Here is a 14,344-nt window from a genome sequence, read left to right as displayed (position 1 = left end):
CCTCATCAAGTCAAATCCCGCTCCCAGGAGGTCGTTCATGACCCAGCACAGTCGCGACCTGTCGCGCCGCCGGTTGCTCTTCGGTGGAGCCGCAGTGGGCGCTGCCACCCTGCTCACCGCCTGCACCAGCAACGAGACCCCGGCCGCCAGCACCCAGACCAAGGCCGCCGGAAACACCGAAGGCAACAACGCCCCGGGCAAGAAGGTCGTCATCGGCTTCTCCGCCCCGGCCGCCGACCACGGTTGGATGGGCGCGATCCACGCCAACGCCAAGGCTCAGGCCGCGGCCTACTCGGACGTGGAGTTCAAGGAGGTCGACGGCGGGTCGAACTCCGAGGCCCAGCGTTCCACGCTCGGCACCCTGATCGCCCAGAAGCCGGACATCATCGTCGTGCTGCCGCACGACGGCAAGGAGGTCAACGCGGTTGCCCTCCAGGCGATGCAGGCGGGCATCCCGATCGTGAACCTCGACCGGGCCTTCCCCGACGCGCTGGCCTCGCGGCTGGTCATCAAGGGCGACAACTACGGCATGGGCGTCTCGGCCGGTCACTTCATCGGCAAGCAGCTCAAGGACAAGGGCGTCACCAACCCGGTCATCGGTGAGATCGCCGGTCTGGAGATCCCGCTGACCGTCGAGCGCAGCGCCGGCTTCGCCGCGGCCCTCGCGACGTACGGGTTCAAGGTGGGCAACCGCCGCTCCGCCGAGTTCACCTCGGACAGCGGTCAGCGTGAGGCGGCCCAGCTGCTCCAGGCGCTGCCGAAGATCGACGCGATCTGGAACCACGACGACGACCAGGGCATCGGTGTGCTCGCGGCCATCAAGCAGGCCAACCGGTCGGAGTTCTTCATGGTCGGCGGCGCGGGCTCCAAGCTCGCGATCGACGCGATCAAGGCCGACAACACCGTGCTGAAGGCCACGGTCACCTACAACCCGTCGATGGCCTCGTCGGCGGTCTCCCTCGCGCGGCTCATCGCGCAGGGTCGGGGCCTGGGCGACCTGACGGAGCTGCAGGTTCCCAAGGAAGTGACCCTGGCCTCGGAGACGATCACCAAGGAGAACGCGAGCAGCTACGACAAGCTCGGGTTCTGACATACCGGGGGGAGACCCACCTTGTCCACGACAGACAAAGAACTGCGGGTCGGCATGGTCGGCTACGCGTTCATGGGCGCCGCGCACTCGCAGGCGTGGCGCACCGTGAACCGCGTGTTCGACCTGCCGGCGCGGGCCCGGATGGCGCTGATCTGCGGCCGAGACACAGCGAAGGTGGCCGAGGCCGCCGACACGCTCGGTTGGGACGCGTACACCACGGACTGGCGTGACCTGATCAACCGGGACGACATCGACGTTGTCGACATCTGCACCCCGGGCGACAGTCACGCCGAGATCGCCCTCGCCGCGTTGGCCGCCGGCAAGCACGTCCTGTGCGAGAAGCCGTTGGCCAACTCGGTGGAGGAGGCACGGGCGATGACCGCCGCGGCGGACGTCGCCCGGGCCGCCGGTGTGCGGTCGATGTGCGGATTCAACTACCGCCGGGTCCCCGCGGTCACGATGATGCGCCAGTTGGTCGCCGACGGTCGGCTCGGGGTGATTCGACACGTCCGTGCGACGTACCTACAGGACTGGATCGTGGACCCGCAGTTCCCGCTGGTCTGGCGGTTGCAGAAGGACAGGGCGGGCTCCGGCGCGCTCGGTGACATCGGTGCGCACATCATCGACCTGACCCAGTTCGTCACGGGTCAGCGGATCAGCGGCGTCAGCGCGGTCACCGAGACCTTCGTCAAGGAGCGGCCGTTGCCGGCCGAGTCGAGCGGTCTGGCGGCCACGGTGGACGGCAGCACGGCGCCCACCGGGCTGGTCACCGTCGACGACGCCGCGGTCTTCGTGGCGCGGCTCGACGGTGGCGCCCTGGCCACGTACGAGGCGAGCCGGTTCGCCACCGGTCGTAAGAACGCGCTGCGTGTCGAGATCAACGGCTCGTTGGGCAGCGTGGTCTTCGACCTGGAGCGCCTCAACGAGCTGGAGTTCTACGACGCCACCCGACCCACCGCGGAGCAGGGCTTCAGCCGCATCCTGGTGACCGAGGGCGAGCACCCGTACATGTCGGCGTGGTGGCCCCCGGGTCACATCATCGGCTACGAGCACTCGTTCACGCACGAGATGCGCGACTTCATCGAGGCGGTCGCCACCGGTGTCGACCCGACTCCCTCGTTCGCCGACGCGTTGCAGGTCCAGCTGGTGCTGGACGCGGTGGCCCGCTCGGCGGAACTCGGCTCGTCCTGGGCCGAGGTGGAACCGACGCTGACCGCGGCGGCCGTCTGACCATCGACCATCCGCGACGGCGGTGATCGCACCGCCGTCGCCCGACCGGCTTTCCGAAGCCGACCGGCGAGGGACCAGCCACGGATTGCGCCCCGTGGCCGGGACAGAGGCCGGCAGCGGAGAGCGTGCAGCCGGGCCGTACGGCCCGGTGGCGCACGAGCAGGACGGTCGTCCGGTGCGACCGGACCGGGATTCCCCGGTCGCACCGGAGGACCGCCACCACCGGTAGACATTCCGGAGGACCTGATGACACCGCCCGCCGCCACCACCATCATCCGTACCGCATCCGCTCGCCGGTTCCCGGCGGGTCGTGGTGTGTTCGGTGCCCTGGTGGGCGCGGCGGCCTGAGACGCCCGGTCGGGGGCATGCCAACGCCCCGACCGGCGGATGCGGGGGAGGCAGGGTCGAGACGCCGACCCGACCCTGCCTACCAGCCCCGTCTGCTCGCACCCGTACCGGGAACCGGTCCGGCGTCGTCGCCGCCGACGCCGACGTCGGAAGCCGGTGCCGTTCCGGTGCGGGGCGGGCGGACGGGGCCCATCCACCCGGGATGTTTCCGAAACCGGGCCGTATCTTTCCGAAACATATTCTGATATTCCTATATTTAGCGGTACCGACGGTTCCTCGTGGACGGGGAAGGAGCACCATGCGAACAGGTGTCTGGCTGGTAGGAGCGCGCGGGTCCGTCGCGACCACCAGCATCGTCGGGGGGCTCGCGCTGCGGGCCGGCCTGGCCGGGCCGACCGGCTGCGTCACCGAGCTTCCTGACCTGCGCGGCCCAGCCCTGCCGGCCTTCGCCGACCTGGTCTTCGGCGGGCACGACGTGGCCACCACCCCGCTGTGCAAGCGCGCCGAGGCGCTGGCCGACGCCGGTGTCATCCCCTGGCGGCTGGTCGCCGCGCTCCGCGACGAGCTGGGCGTGGTCGAGCAGGAGCTGCGCCCCGCGCCGACCGGCGTCACCCAGGCGGACCGGGCCGCCGCCGTGGTCCGCGATCTCACCAGTTTCCGGGAGCGGCACGAACTGGACCGGGTGGTGGTGGTCAACGTCTCCGCCACCGAGCCGGCCCCGGAGCCGCACCCCGGGCACGCCGACCCGACCGCGCTGCGCGCCGCCCTCGACGGGCCGGACGAGGTGCTGCCGGTCAGCTCCCTGTACGCGTACGCGGCGGTGCTCGCCGGCTGCCCGTACGTCGACTTCACCCCGTCCACCGGGCTGCGGCTGCCGGCGCTCGCCGCGCTGGCCGAAGAGGCCCGACTGCCGTACGCCGGGCACGACGGCAAGACCGGGGAGACCCTGGTCAAGTCGGTGCTCGCGCCGATGTTCGCGATGCGCAACCTGGCCGTGGGCTCCTGGTCCGGGGTCAACCTGCTCGGCGGCGGCGACGGCGCCACCCTCGCCGACCCGGCGGCGAACGCCGCGAAGGTGCAGAGCAAGCAGCGGGTCCTCGGCGAGACGCTGGGCTACGTCCCGCAGGGCGGCACCCGCATCGAGTACGTCGAGGAGCTGGGCGACTTCAAGACCGCCTGGGATCTGATCACCTTCAGTGGTTTCCTCGGCACCGGCATGCGGATGGAGTTCACCTGGCACGGCTGCGACTCCGCGCTGGCCGCGCCGCTGGTGCTCGACCTGGCCCGGCTCACCGCCGCCGCGCACGCGGCCGGGCAGGTGGGGCCGCTGGCCGACCTCGGCTTCTTCTTCAAGGACCCGCTCGGCGCGCCCACCCACTCGCTGGGCGAGCAGTGGGCCCGGCTGACCGCCTTCGCCCGGCGACTACACGGCGGGGACGGTGCCCATGACAACGTTGGCTGATCTCGCCGAGCTGGTCCGGGCGCCGGCCGCGCTCTCGGTGCCCGGTGACGTGGTGGCCGGTGCGGCGGCGGCCGGCGCGTTGGGCCCGCGTACCCCCGCCCTGGCGGGCGCGTCGGTGCTGCTCTACTGGGCCGGCATGGCCGCCAACGACTGGGCCGACCGGCGCCTGGACGCGGTGGAACGGCCCGAGCGGCCGATCCCGAGCGGGCGGGTCACCCCGGCCGCCGCGGTCGGTCTCGCGGCGGGCCTCACCGCCGCCGGCGTGGGCCTGGCCGCCGCCGTGGGCGGTCGCCGCGCCGCCGCGCTCGCCGTGCCGCTGGCCGCCACCATCTGGGGGTACGACCTGATGGCCAAGAACACCGCCGCCGGTCCGGCCGTGATGGCCGCCTGCCGCGGGCTGGACGTGCTGCTCGGCGCGTCCGGCGGCCGGATGACCCGGGCGTTGCCGGCGGCGGCGACCGTCGCCGCGCACACCTGGACGGTCACCGCGTTGTCCCGCCGGGAGGTCACCGGCGCGGACGCCGCCCTGCCGAAGCGCACCCTGGCCGGCACCGCCCTGGTCGCCGCCAGCGCCGCCGTCGCCGTGCCGGGCGCCCGACGCGCAGCGGCCCGAGCGGTCGAGCGGACCGGTGTCACCGACCGGGCCGGGGCCGTCGACGGGGACGGTGGCCGCGTGAGGCGGTCGGCCGGGCTCGCGGCGGTGCTACCCGCCGTGCTTGCCGGCTGGTACGCCGCCCGGTACGGCGCGGCCCAGGCCGAGGTTGTCCGGGACCCGTCGGCCGGGCGGGTCCGCGCCGCCGTGGGCGCCGGGATCACCGGGTTGCCGGCCCTCCAGGGGGCCCTCACCGCGCGCGGCGGAGCAGGTCTGCTCGGGGTGGCCGTCGCGGCGGCGGCGCCGCTGGGTCGACGGCTGGCCCGGAAGGTCTCCCCGACATGACGGTTCCGGAGCCCCGACCGGCCGAGCCGGCCGCCGCCGACGCCACGACGCTGCGCCTCGGCTACGGCACCAACGGCTTCGCCAACCACCGTCTCGACGACGCGCTCGCCGTCATCGCCGATCTCGGCTACGTCGGGGTGGCGCTCACCCTCGACCACGATCACCTGGACCCGTTCGCGCCCGGGCTCACCCGCCGGGTCGCCGCGGTCGGTCGACGGTTGGAAGCGCTGGGCCTGGCGGTGGTCATCGAGACCGGGGCCCGCTACCTGCTCGACCCGTGGCAGAAGCACGCCCCGACGTTGTTGCACGACGACCCGACCCGGCGGGTCGAGTTCCTGCGCCGGGCCGTGCGGATCGGCGCCGACCTGGGCGCGGAGGCGGTGTCGTTCTGGGCCGGTGTGCGGCCCGAGGCGGTGTCACCGCAGTGTGCCTGGGACCGGCTGGTGGCCGGCTGCGCCACAGTGGTCGACGCGGCCGACGCGGCCGGCGTCACCCTCGGCTTCGAGCCGGAGCCGGGGATGCTGGTGCAGGACATCGCCGACTGGCGTCGGCTGTACGCCGCCCTCGGTGAGCCCGCCCGCTTCGGCCTCACCCTCGACATCGGGCACTGCCGCTGCCTGGAGCCCCGGCCGGTGCCGCAGTGCGTCGCCGAGGTGGCCGGACATTTGGTCAACGTGCAGATCGACGACATGCGTCGGGGCGTGCACGAGCACCTGGAGTTCGGCGTCGGCGAGATCGATTTTCCGCCGGTCCTGGCCGCGTTGGCGGCGGCGGGCTACCGGGGGCTGGTCGCGGTGGAGTTGCCCCGCGACTCACACGCCGCGCCCGCCGTGGCCGCCCGGTCGATCGAGTTCCTGCGTGCCGCCGCCGCGACGGCCGCCGACAACCACGCTGCCAGCACCCTTCGCTCTGCGTCCGTCGAGGCGACACCCGGGCAAGGGGTCCCGGCGCACAGGTAGGTGCAGAGCAGGGTGACGGGCGCGCCCGGAGCAGCAAGAGGGAGGAGACGGGATGACACCGGATTCACTACGGGCCGCGCTGGGAGGCGTACCCGATCCCGAATGGCTGGACACGGCGCTGCGCCGGGTCGCGGCCGAGCCCGCCGCGATCACCCGGCTCTTCCCCGCCGTCGGCCGACGGTGCGGTCGGGGCGCGCTGCCCGACGCCCCCGGCTGGACCGCCGACGACGCGGCCCGGGTGCTGCTGCTCACCAGCCTGCCCGCCGACCACGCGGCCTACGCGGAGCGCCTCTACCAGCACGGTGACGCGGCCGAACGACGCGCCGTGCTGCGCGCCCTGCCGCTGCTGCCGATCGGCGCGGCCGGGGTGCCGCTGCTGCACGACGCGATCCGCACCAACGACACCCGGTTGGTGGCCGCCGCGCTCGGCCCGTACGCGCGTCACCTCGACCCGGCCGCCTGGCGGCAGGCGGTGCTCAAGTGCGTGTTCAGCGGCGTCCCCCTCGTCGCCGTGGCCGACCTGGACACCAGGGCCGACGGTGAGCTGGCCGCGATGCTCGCCGCGCTGGCCGCCGAACGACACGCCGCCGGCCGGGAGCTGCCCGCCGACGCCACCGACCTGCTCGACCGGCTCACCGCCGCACTGCCCCGGGAGGCGTGAATGCGCATCTTCGACCCCCACATCCACATGACCTCACGCACCACCGACGACTACGAACGGATGGCCGCCGCCGGAGTGCGCGCGGTGGTCGAGCCCGCGTTCTGGCTGGGTCAGCCGCGCACCAGCGCCGCCTCGTTCACCGACTACTTCGACTCGCTGATCGGCTGGGAGCCGTTCCGGGCCGGGCAGTTCGGGGTGCGGCACTTCGCCACCATCGCGCTGAACCCCAAGGAGGCCAACGACCCGCGCTGCCGCCCGGTCCTCGACCTGCTGCGCCGCTACCTCGACAAGGACGCGGTGGTGGCGGTCGGCGAGATCGGGTACGACTCGATGACGCCCGAGGAGGACGAGGCGTTCGCGGCGCAGTTGGCCCTCGCGGTGGCGTACGAGCTGCCGGCGCTGGTGCACACCCCGCACCGGGACAAGGCGCGCGGCTGCGAGCGCACCCTCGCGGTGGTCGCCGAATCCGGCATCGACGCGGGTCGCGTGGTGGTCGACCACCTCAACGAGGTGACCGTCAAGCTGGTCCGGGACAGCGGCTGCTGGCTGGGCTTCTCCATCTACCCGGACACCAAGATGACCCCGCAGCGGATGGTGGAGCTGCTGCGGGAGTACGGCACCGAACGGATGCTGGTCAACTCGGCCGCCGACTGGGGGCGCTCCGACCCGCTGCTGACCAGGGCCACCGGCGAGGCGATGCTGCTGGCCGGGTTCAGCGACGACGACGTCGACAAGGTGCTGTGGCGAAACCCGGTGGAGTTCTACGGGCAGTCCGGGCGGCTCGACCTCAGCGACCTGGACGTCGCCGCCGCCGTGGACCCGCAGACCGGCAACTCGATCCTGCGCGGGGGCAGCTGATGCGGCTGCGACATGCCGGCGGCGACACCGTCCACCTCGGCTACTGCACGAACGTGCACCCCGCCGAGGACCTCGCCGGCATCCTCGGTCAACTGGACACCTACGCGGTGCCGGTCCGCGAGGCGCTCGGCAGCGACCTGCTCGGCCTCGGCCTGTGGCTGGCCGCCCCGGTCGCCGCCGAGCTGGCCGCCGACGCGACGCTGCGCCGCCGGTTGCGCACCGAGTTGGACGCGCGCGGGCTGGAGGTGGTCACCCTCAACGGCTTCCCGTACGCGGCGTTCCAGGCACCCGTGGTCAAGCAGGACGTGTACCACCCGGACTGGACCACCGAGCAGCGCCTGACGTACACCCTGGATTTGGCCCGGGTGCTCGCCGACCTGCTGCCCGACGACGCGGCCCGGGGCTCGATCTCCACCCTGCCGCTGGCCTGGCGGCAGCCGTGGGACGCCGACCGGGCCGACGCGGCCCGACGCCGGCTCGACCAGCTGGCCGCCGGCCTGGCCGAGGTGCAGCGGGACACCGGCCGCGAGGTGCGCGTCGCCTTCGAGCCGGAGCCCGGCTGTGTGGTGGAGAGCAGCGGCCAGGCAGCGGCACTGCTGTCCGGGATGGACACCGAACGGATGGGTGTCTGCCTCGACCTGGCCCACCTGGCGTGCGCCTGGGAGGAGCCGACCGAGGCGCTGGAACGGCTGCGTGCCGCCGGTCTGCCGGTGGTGAAGGTGCAGGTCTCCGCCGCCGTCGAGGCCGCCGACCCGGAGGGCGGGGCCGACGCGTTACGCCGCTGGGTGGAGCCGCGCTTCCTGCATCAGACCCGGGGCGCCGGTTGCGCCGGCCTGGGCGACCCGGCCGACCCGGCGTACGCGGCCGACGACCTGGACGAGGCGCTGGACCGGGCACTACCCGGCCCGTGGCGGGTGCACTACCACGTGCCCCTGCACGCCCCACCCGAGGAACCGCTCGGCTCGACCCTGCCGGTGCTGCGTGCGGCTCTGAGAGCGCTCTTCGACGGCCCGACCGCCGGCTGCGACCACCTCGACGTCGAGACGTACACCTGGGGGGTGCTGCCGGCCGCACGACGGCCCGGCACCGACGCGGAGCTGGCCGTCGGCATCGCCGCGGAACTGGCCTTCGCCCGAGATGAACTGGTCGGCCTGGGGCTGACCCCGGAGAACACCGTGACCGTGGGGGTGACGCGATGAGCCGGCGACTGGTGGTGCTCGACGTGGTGGGGCTGACGCCCCGACTACTGGCGCACATGCCTCGACTGCGGGGTGTCGCCGACGGCGGCTTCCGGGCCGAACTGGGCACCGTGCTGCCCGCGGTGACCTGCTCGGTGCAGTCCACCTTCCTCACCGGCGAGCCGCCCAGCGGGCACGGGATCGTCGGCAACGGCTGGTATTTCCGGGAGTTGGGGGAGGTGCTGCTGTGGCGGCAGCACAACGCGCTGGTCGGTGGGGAGAAGCTCTGGCAGGCGGCCCGTAAGGCCGAGCCCGACTACACCGTGGCCAACGTCTGCTGGTGGTACGCCATGGGCGCGGACGTCAACTGGACGGTCACCCCCCGCCCGGTCTACTACGCCGACGGGCGCAAGGAGCCGGACTGCTACACCGATCCGCCGGAGCTGCACGACGCGCTCACCGGGCGACTCGGCACGTTCCCGCTGTTCACCTACTGGGGGCCGACGGCCGGACTGCCGTCGTCGCGGTGGATCTGTCAGGCGGCCGAGCAGATCCTGGCCGACGTGTCGCCCGACCTGACCTTGGTCTACGTTCCGCACCTGGACTACGACCTGCAACGCTTCGGTCCCTCGTCGGCCGAGGCCGCCGCGGCGGCGGCGGAGCTGGACACGGTGCTCGGTCCGCTCCTGGACGCCGCACGGGCCCGGGACGCCACAGTGGTGGTGCTGTCGGAGTACGGCATCACCGACGTGTCCCGGCCGGTGGACGTCAACCGGCTGCTGCGCGCCGAGGGCCTGCTGCGGGTGCACACCCAGGCGGGCATGGAGTACCTCGACCCGTGGACGTCGAAGGCGTTCGCGGTCGCCGACCACCAGGTCGCGCACGTGTACGTCAAGGACCCGGCCGACGTGCCGGCGGTGGCGAAGCTCTGCGCCGGCCTGCCCGGGGTGGCCGAGGTGCTCGACGCCGACGGCAAGGCCGCACACGGGCTGGACCATCCGCGCGCCGGTGAGCTGGTGCTGGTGGCCGAGCCGGACGCCTGGTTCACCTACTACTACTGGCTGGACGACGCACGGGCGCCGGACTTCGCCCGGCTCGTGGAGATCCACCGCAAGCCGGGGTACGACCCGGCCGAGCTGTTCTTCGACCCGGCCAACCCGGGCGCCGCGAAGGCTCGTGCCGGGGTGGCGCTGGCCCGCAAGAAGCTCGGCATGCGCTACCTGATGAGCGCGGTCGGCCTGGACGCGGGCGCGCGGGCGGTACGCGGCTCACACGGACGGTTGCCGGACGACCCGGCCGACGCCCCGGTGCTGCTCTGCTCCGATCCGGCCGCGGCCCGGGACAGGATCGCGGCGACCGAGGTCAAGGCGTTGCTGCTGGAGCTGGCCGGGCTGAGCCGCGGTGGTACGGAGGACGGGTCGGGGGAGGGGGCATGACGGTCACCGTCGCGCCCACCGACGCCAGCGAGCTGCGGGCGCGCTTCGACGCCGAGCTGGCCGGGTTCCTCAGCCGACAGGGCCCGGACTGGCCGGACGGAGCGCCGCGTGGCGTGTTCACCGCGCTGCAACGGTTCGTGCTGGCCGGCGGCAAGCGGTTGCGACCGCTCTTCTGCTACTGGGGCTGGCGCGGGGCGGGGGCGGCCGACGGGACCCCGATCGTGGTGGCCGCCGCGGCGCTGGAGCTGTTCCACGCGTTCGCGCTGATCCACGACGACATCCTGGACGGCAGCGACCGCCGTCGTGGTGAGCCGTCGGTGCACCGGCTCTTCGCCGACCTGCACGCCCGCTCGTCGTGGCGCGGCGACCCCGAGGCGTACGGCCGCAACACCGCGCTGCTCTGCGGGGATCTCTGCGCCGCCTGGTCGGATCAGATGTTCCACGAGTGCGGTTTGAGCACCGATCAGGTGCACCGGGGGTACAGCGTGTTCGCGCTGATGCGGACCGAGGTGATCGCGGGGGAGTACCTGGACCTGGTCTCGGGGGTGGGGGACGGCTCGGTGGCCAGCGCGCTCACCGTGATCCGGATGAAGGCCGCCCGCTACACGGTCACCCGGCCGTTGCAGATCGGCGCGGCCCTGGCCGGCGCGGGGCCGGAGCTGATCGCCGCGCTGGGCGAGTTCGGTGACCCGCTGGGCGACGCGTTCCAGCTCCGCGACGACGTCCTGGGCGTGTTCGGCGATCCGGCGATCACCGGCAAGTCGGTCCTGGACGACCTGCGGGAGGGCAAGCCCACGGTGATGATGGCGCTGGCCCGCAGCGCCGCCGACCGGCCGCAGACGATTCGGCTGCGGGAGCTGTTCGGCAACCCGGCGTTGGACGCCGAGGGCGCGGCGGAGCTGCGCGACATCATCGAGTCGACCGGTGCTCGGGAGCGGATCGAGCAGATGATCCGGGTCCGCACCGAGGCCGCGCTCTCCGCTCTGCAGAGCGCGATGGTGGCCGACGAGGCCCGCGCGGCCCTGGTTGCGCTGGCCGGGCAGGCGATCGACCGACGCGCCTGACCGGCGACTTTCGATCAAATCGACAAAAGTTGATGCTGAACCGCCGGAAGGTATGGACACATCGACACGTGCGACTTAGTGTCGTGACCAACACGACAATGTTTCGTCGAGGTGAACCGGCGGCGCGGTAACCCATCGACCCCCACCACCACCGCTACGGCATCCGGCGCGACGGCGCGCGCCCGGCCTGGCAGTCACTCGTCAGGAAGGGACAGCACAAATGTCCATGAAGGACGCTCCCAAACATCGATCCCGACGATGGTTCTCCGCCGGATCAGCACTGCTGCTGGCGGTCGCCGCCGGCACGGTCACACTCGCCGCCAGCTCGGCCCCCGCCCAGGCGCACACGATCGTCGCCACCGACTTCCAGCAGGTCGAGCTGGCGCGCGGGGTGGCCGACATGGGTGAGCCGATGTCGCTGGCCGTGCTGCCGGACCGCTCGGTCCTGCACACCGCCCGCAACGGCACCCTGCGCCGCACCGACGCCAACGGCACCACCTCCGTGGTCGGCACGCTCGCGGTCTACAACCACGACGAGGAGGGGTTGCAGGGCGTCGGTGTCGACCCGGGCTTCGCCTCCAACCGCTACATCTACCTCTACTACGCCCCGCCGCTCTCCACCCCCAGCGGCGACGCGCCGGCCACCGGCACCGACTTCTCGGCCTGGAACGGGGTCAACCGCCTCTCCCGGTTCACCCTCAACTCCGACTTCACCATCAACCAGGCCAGCAAGGTCGACGTGCTCGACGTCCCGGCCAACCGCGGTCTGTGCTGCCACGTCGGCGGTGACATCGACTTCGACGCCGCCGGCAACCTGTACCTGTCCACCGGCGACGACACCAACCCGTTCGAGTCGTCCGGCTACTCACCGCTGGACGAGCGGACCAACCGCAACCCCGGCTACGACGCGCAGCGCAGCGCCGGCAACACCAACGACCTGCGCGGCAAGATCCTGCGGATCAAGGTGAACGCCAACGGCACGTACTCCATCCCGTCGGGCAACCTGTTCGCCCCCGGCACGGCCAAGACCCGGCCGGAGATCTACGCGATGGGGTTCCGCAACCCGTTCCGGATCAGCGTGGACAAGGCCACCGGCGTCGTCTACGTCGGCGACTACGGGCCGGACGCCGGCACCACCAGCTCGACCCGCGGGCCGTCCGGCCAGGTCGAGTTCAACCGGGTCGCCGCGCCGGGCAACTACGGCTGGCCGTACTGCACCGGCACCAACACCTCCACCGAGACGTACAACGAGTGGGACTTCGCCACCAACGCCAGCGGCGCGAAGTACAACTGCACCGGCGGGCCGACCAACAACTCGTTCCGCAACACCGGCCTGACCACCCTGCCGCCGGCCCAGCCGGCCTGGATCCGGTACGCCGGTGACGCCGGCACCCCGACCGAGTTCGGCGGCGGCTCCGAGTCGCCGATGGGTGGCCCGGTCTACCGGTACAACGCCTCGTCGACCTCCACCACCAAATTCCCGCAGTCCTTCGACGGGCAGTTCTTCGCCACCGAGTTCGGCCGAGGCTGGATCAAGCCGATCCACGTCAACTCCGACGGCTCCCGGGGCACCATCGACACCTTCCCCTGGGTCGGCAAGCAGGTGATGGACTCCGCGTTCGGCCCGGACGGCGCGTACTACGTGCTCGACTACGGCACCGGCTACTTCAACGGCGACGCCAACTCGGCGCTCTACCGCTTCGACTACGTCGGCGGCGGTAACCGGGCGCCCACCGCGAAGGCCAGCGCCAACCGCACCTCCGGTGCCGCCCCGCTCGCGGTGACCTTCTCCTCGGCCGGCTCGTCCGACCCCGAGGGCGGCACGTTGACGTACTCGTGGGCCTTCGGTGACGGGACCACCTCGACCGCCGCCAACCCGACGAAGACCTACAGCGCCAACGGCACCTACACCGCCACGCTGACGGTTCGGGACCCGCAGGGCGCCACCGGCAGCAGCAGTGTGCAGATCAGCGTCGGCAACACCGCGCCCACGGTGACCATCAACAACCCCGGCAACGGCCAACTGTTCAGCTTCGGCGACACGGTGCCGTTCAGCATCACGGTGACCGACCCCGAGGACGGCACGATCGACTGCGCGAAGGTCAAGATGACCTACGTGCTCGGGCACGACCAGCACGGGCACCAGATCACCTCACAGAACGGCTGCTCGGGCTCGATCACCATCCCGGTCGACGGTGAGCACGACGACGCGGCGAACATCTTCGCGATCTTCGACGCCGAGTACACCGACGCCGGTGGGCTGACCACGCACACCCAGCACACGCTGCCGCCGCGGCACCGGCAGGCCGAGTTCTACGGCACCTCGTCCGGGATCAACGTGTTCAGCAAGACCACGGCCGAGGGCGGCAAGACCGTCGGTGACATCAACAACGGTGACTGGATCGCGTTCCAGCCGTACCGGCTGGGCAACGTGACCTCGTTCAACGCCCGGGTCTCCTCCGGCGGCGCCGGCGGCACCCTCCAGGTCCGGGCCGGCTCGGCCACCGGCACCGTGCTCGGCTCGGCCACGGTCCCGGTGACCGGCGGCTGGGAAACGTTCACCACGGTCACCGGGACGATCAGCAGCCCGCCGACCGGCACCACGACGCTCTACCTGACCTTCGCCGGGTCGGGCACCGGGGCGCTCTACGACCTGGACGCCTTCAGCTTCGTCACCGGCACCTCGAGCGGTGGCGGGGCCGGGCCGATCAAGGGCCTCGGTGGCAAGTGCCTGGACGTGCGCAACGCCGCCACCGCCGACGGTACGCAGATCCAGATCTACACCTGCAACGGCAGCGCCGCGCAGACCTGGGCGGTCACCCCCAACTCCACGATCAAGTCGTTGGGCAAGTGCCTGGACGTCTCGGGTGGGGGCACCGCGGACGGCACCAAGATCCAGCTCTGGACCTGCAACGGGACGGCCGCGCAGAACTGGGCCGCACAGGCCGACGGCACCCTGCGCAGCCCGGCGTCCGGCAAGTGCCTGGACGTCTCCGGCAACAACTCCGCCGACAGCACGGTGGTCCACCTGTGGACCTGCGTCAGCGGTGCCGCCAACCAAAAGTGGACCCTGCCCTGAGCTGAGGAGGGGCCCCCTCGGCAGCGCCTAGTGTGGTTGCCG

Annotated in this window: 11 protein-coding genes; all 11 read left to right on the top strand. The window is 72.3% G+C overall.

The window, feature by feature from the left end:
• Positions 1 to 37 precede the first annotated feature (37 nt).
• Positions 38 to 1,090, top strand: coding sequence for a substrate-binding domain-containing protein (locus AB0J33_RS23785; RefSeq protein WP_363616215.1), 1,053 nt, complete (start codon positions 38 to 40; stop codon positions 1,088 to 1,090).
• 21 nt (positions 1,091 to 1,111) lie between these two features.
• On the top strand, positions 1,112 to 2,320 hold the full coding sequence (locus AB0J33_RS23780) for a Gfo/Idh/MocA family oxidoreductase (RefSeq protein ID WP_363616214.1): 1,209 nt from the start codon (positions 1,112 to 1,114) through the stop codon (positions 2,318 to 2,320).
• A 646-nt stretch (positions 2,321 to 2,966) separates the two neighbouring features.
• Complete coding sequence (locus AB0J33_RS23775) at positions 2,967 to 4,130, top strand: inositol-3-phosphate synthase (RefSeq protein WP_363616213.1); 1,164 nt, start codon at positions 2,967 to 2,969, stop codon at positions 4,128 to 4,130.
• The gene (locus AB0J33_RS23770) at positions 4,114 to 5,067 is read left to right on the top strand and encodes an SCO3242 family prenyltransferase (protein WP_363616212.1); all 954 of its coding nucleotides are present in this window, start codon (positions 4,114 to 4,116) and stop codon (positions 5,065 to 5,067) included. Before AB0J33_RS23775 ends, AB0J33_RS23770 begins: the two co-directional genes overlap by 17 nt.
• Positions 5,064 to 6,026: a sugar phosphate isomerase/epimerase family protein gene (locus AB0J33_RS23765; RefSeq protein ID WP_363616211.1), complete on the top strand. Its 963-nt coding sequence runs from the start codon at positions 5,064 to 5,066 to the stop codon at positions 6,024 to 6,026. Before AB0J33_RS23770 ends, AB0J33_RS23765 begins: the two co-directional genes overlap by 4 nt.
• A 52-nt stretch (positions 6,027 to 6,078) precedes the next feature.
• Entirely contained in the window at positions 6,079 to 6,687 is a 609-nt protein-coding gene (locus tag AB0J33_RS23760) for an EboA domain-containing protein (protein WP_363616210.1), read from the top strand.
• The gene (locus AB0J33_RS23755) at positions 6,688 to 7,545 is read left to right on the top strand and encodes a TatD family hydrolase (RefSeq protein WP_363616209.1); all 858 of its coding nucleotides are present in this window, start codon (positions 6,688 to 6,690) and stop codon (positions 7,543 to 7,545) included.
• The gene (gene eboE / locus AB0J33_RS23750) at positions 7,545 to 8,744 is read left to right on the top strand and encodes a metabolite traffic protein EboE (RefSeq protein ID WP_363616208.1); all 1,200 of its coding nucleotides are present in this window, start codon (positions 7,545 to 7,547) and stop codon (positions 8,742 to 8,744) included. Before AB0J33_RS23755 ends, eboE begins: the two co-directional genes overlap by 1 nt.
• Entirely contained in the window at positions 8,741 to 10,159 is a 1,419-nt protein-coding gene (locus AB0J33_RS23745) for a nucleotide pyrophosphatase/phosphodiesterase family protein (RefSeq protein WP_363616207.1), read from the top strand. Before eboE ends, AB0J33_RS23745 begins: the two co-directional genes overlap by 4 nt.
• Positions 10,156 to 11,223, top strand: coding sequence for a polyprenyl synthetase family protein (locus tag AB0J33_RS23740; protein ID WP_363616206.1), 1,068 nt, complete (start codon positions 10,156 to 10,158; stop codon positions 11,221 to 11,223). Before AB0J33_RS23745 ends, AB0J33_RS23740 begins: the two co-directional genes overlap by 4 nt.
• A gap of 220 nt (positions 11,224 to 11,443) precedes the next feature.
• Entirely contained in the window at positions 11,444 to 14,302 is a 2,859-nt protein-coding gene (locus tag AB0J33_RS23735; RefSeq protein WP_363616205.1) for a PQQ-dependent sugar dehydrogenase, read from the top strand.
• Positions 14,303 to 14,344: the final 42 nt, after the last annotated feature.

This window comes from Micromonospora sp. NPDC049645 (assembly GCF_040675155.1).
Taxonomy (GTDB): Bacteria; Actinomycetota; Actinomycetes; order Mycobacteriales; family Micromonosporaceae; genus Micromonospora.
The sequence above is the reverse complement of the archived record's forward strand: the minus strand, read 5'-3'. Positions and strand labels throughout refer to the sequence as shown.

Coding starts and splice junctions, on each gene's coding strand:
- AB0J33_RS23785 (WP_363616215.1), top strand. CDS start 38: ATGACCCAGCACAGTCGCGACCTGTCGCGCCGCCGGTTGCTCTTCGGT.
- AB0J33_RS23755 (WP_363616209.1), top strand. CDS start 6,688: ATGCGCATCTTCGACCCCCACATCCACATGACCTCACGCACCACCGAC.
- AB0J33_RS23775 (WP_363616213.1), top strand. CDS start 2,967: ATGCGAACAGGTGTCTGGCTGGTAGGAGCGCGCGGGTCCGTCGCGACC.
- AB0J33_RS23745 (WP_363616207.1), top strand. CDS start 8,741: ATGAGCCGGCGACTGGTGGTGCTCGACGTGGTGGGGCTGACGCCCCGA.
- AB0J33_RS23735 (WP_363616205.1), top strand. CDS start 11,444: ATGTCCATGAAGGACGCTCCCAAACATCGATCCCGACGATGGTTCTCC.
- AB0J33_RS23770 (WP_363616212.1), top strand. CDS start 4,114: ATGACAACGTTGGCTGATCTCGCCGAGCTGGTCCGGGCGCCGGCCGCG.
- AB0J33_RS23740 (WP_363616206.1), top strand. CDS start 10,156: ATGACGGTCACCGTCGCGCCCACCGACGCCAGCGAGCTGCGGGCGCGC.
- AB0J33_RS23765 (WP_363616211.1), top strand. CDS start 5,064: ATGACGGTTCCGGAGCCCCGACCGGCCGAGCCGGCCGCCGCCGACGCC.
- eboE (WP_363616208.1), top strand. CDS start 7,545: ATGCGGCTGCGACATGCCGGCGGCGACACCGTCCACCTCGGCTACTGC.
- AB0J33_RS23760 (WP_363616210.1), top strand. CDS start 6,079: ATGACACCGGATTCACTACGGGCCGCGCTGGGAGGCGTACCCGATCCC.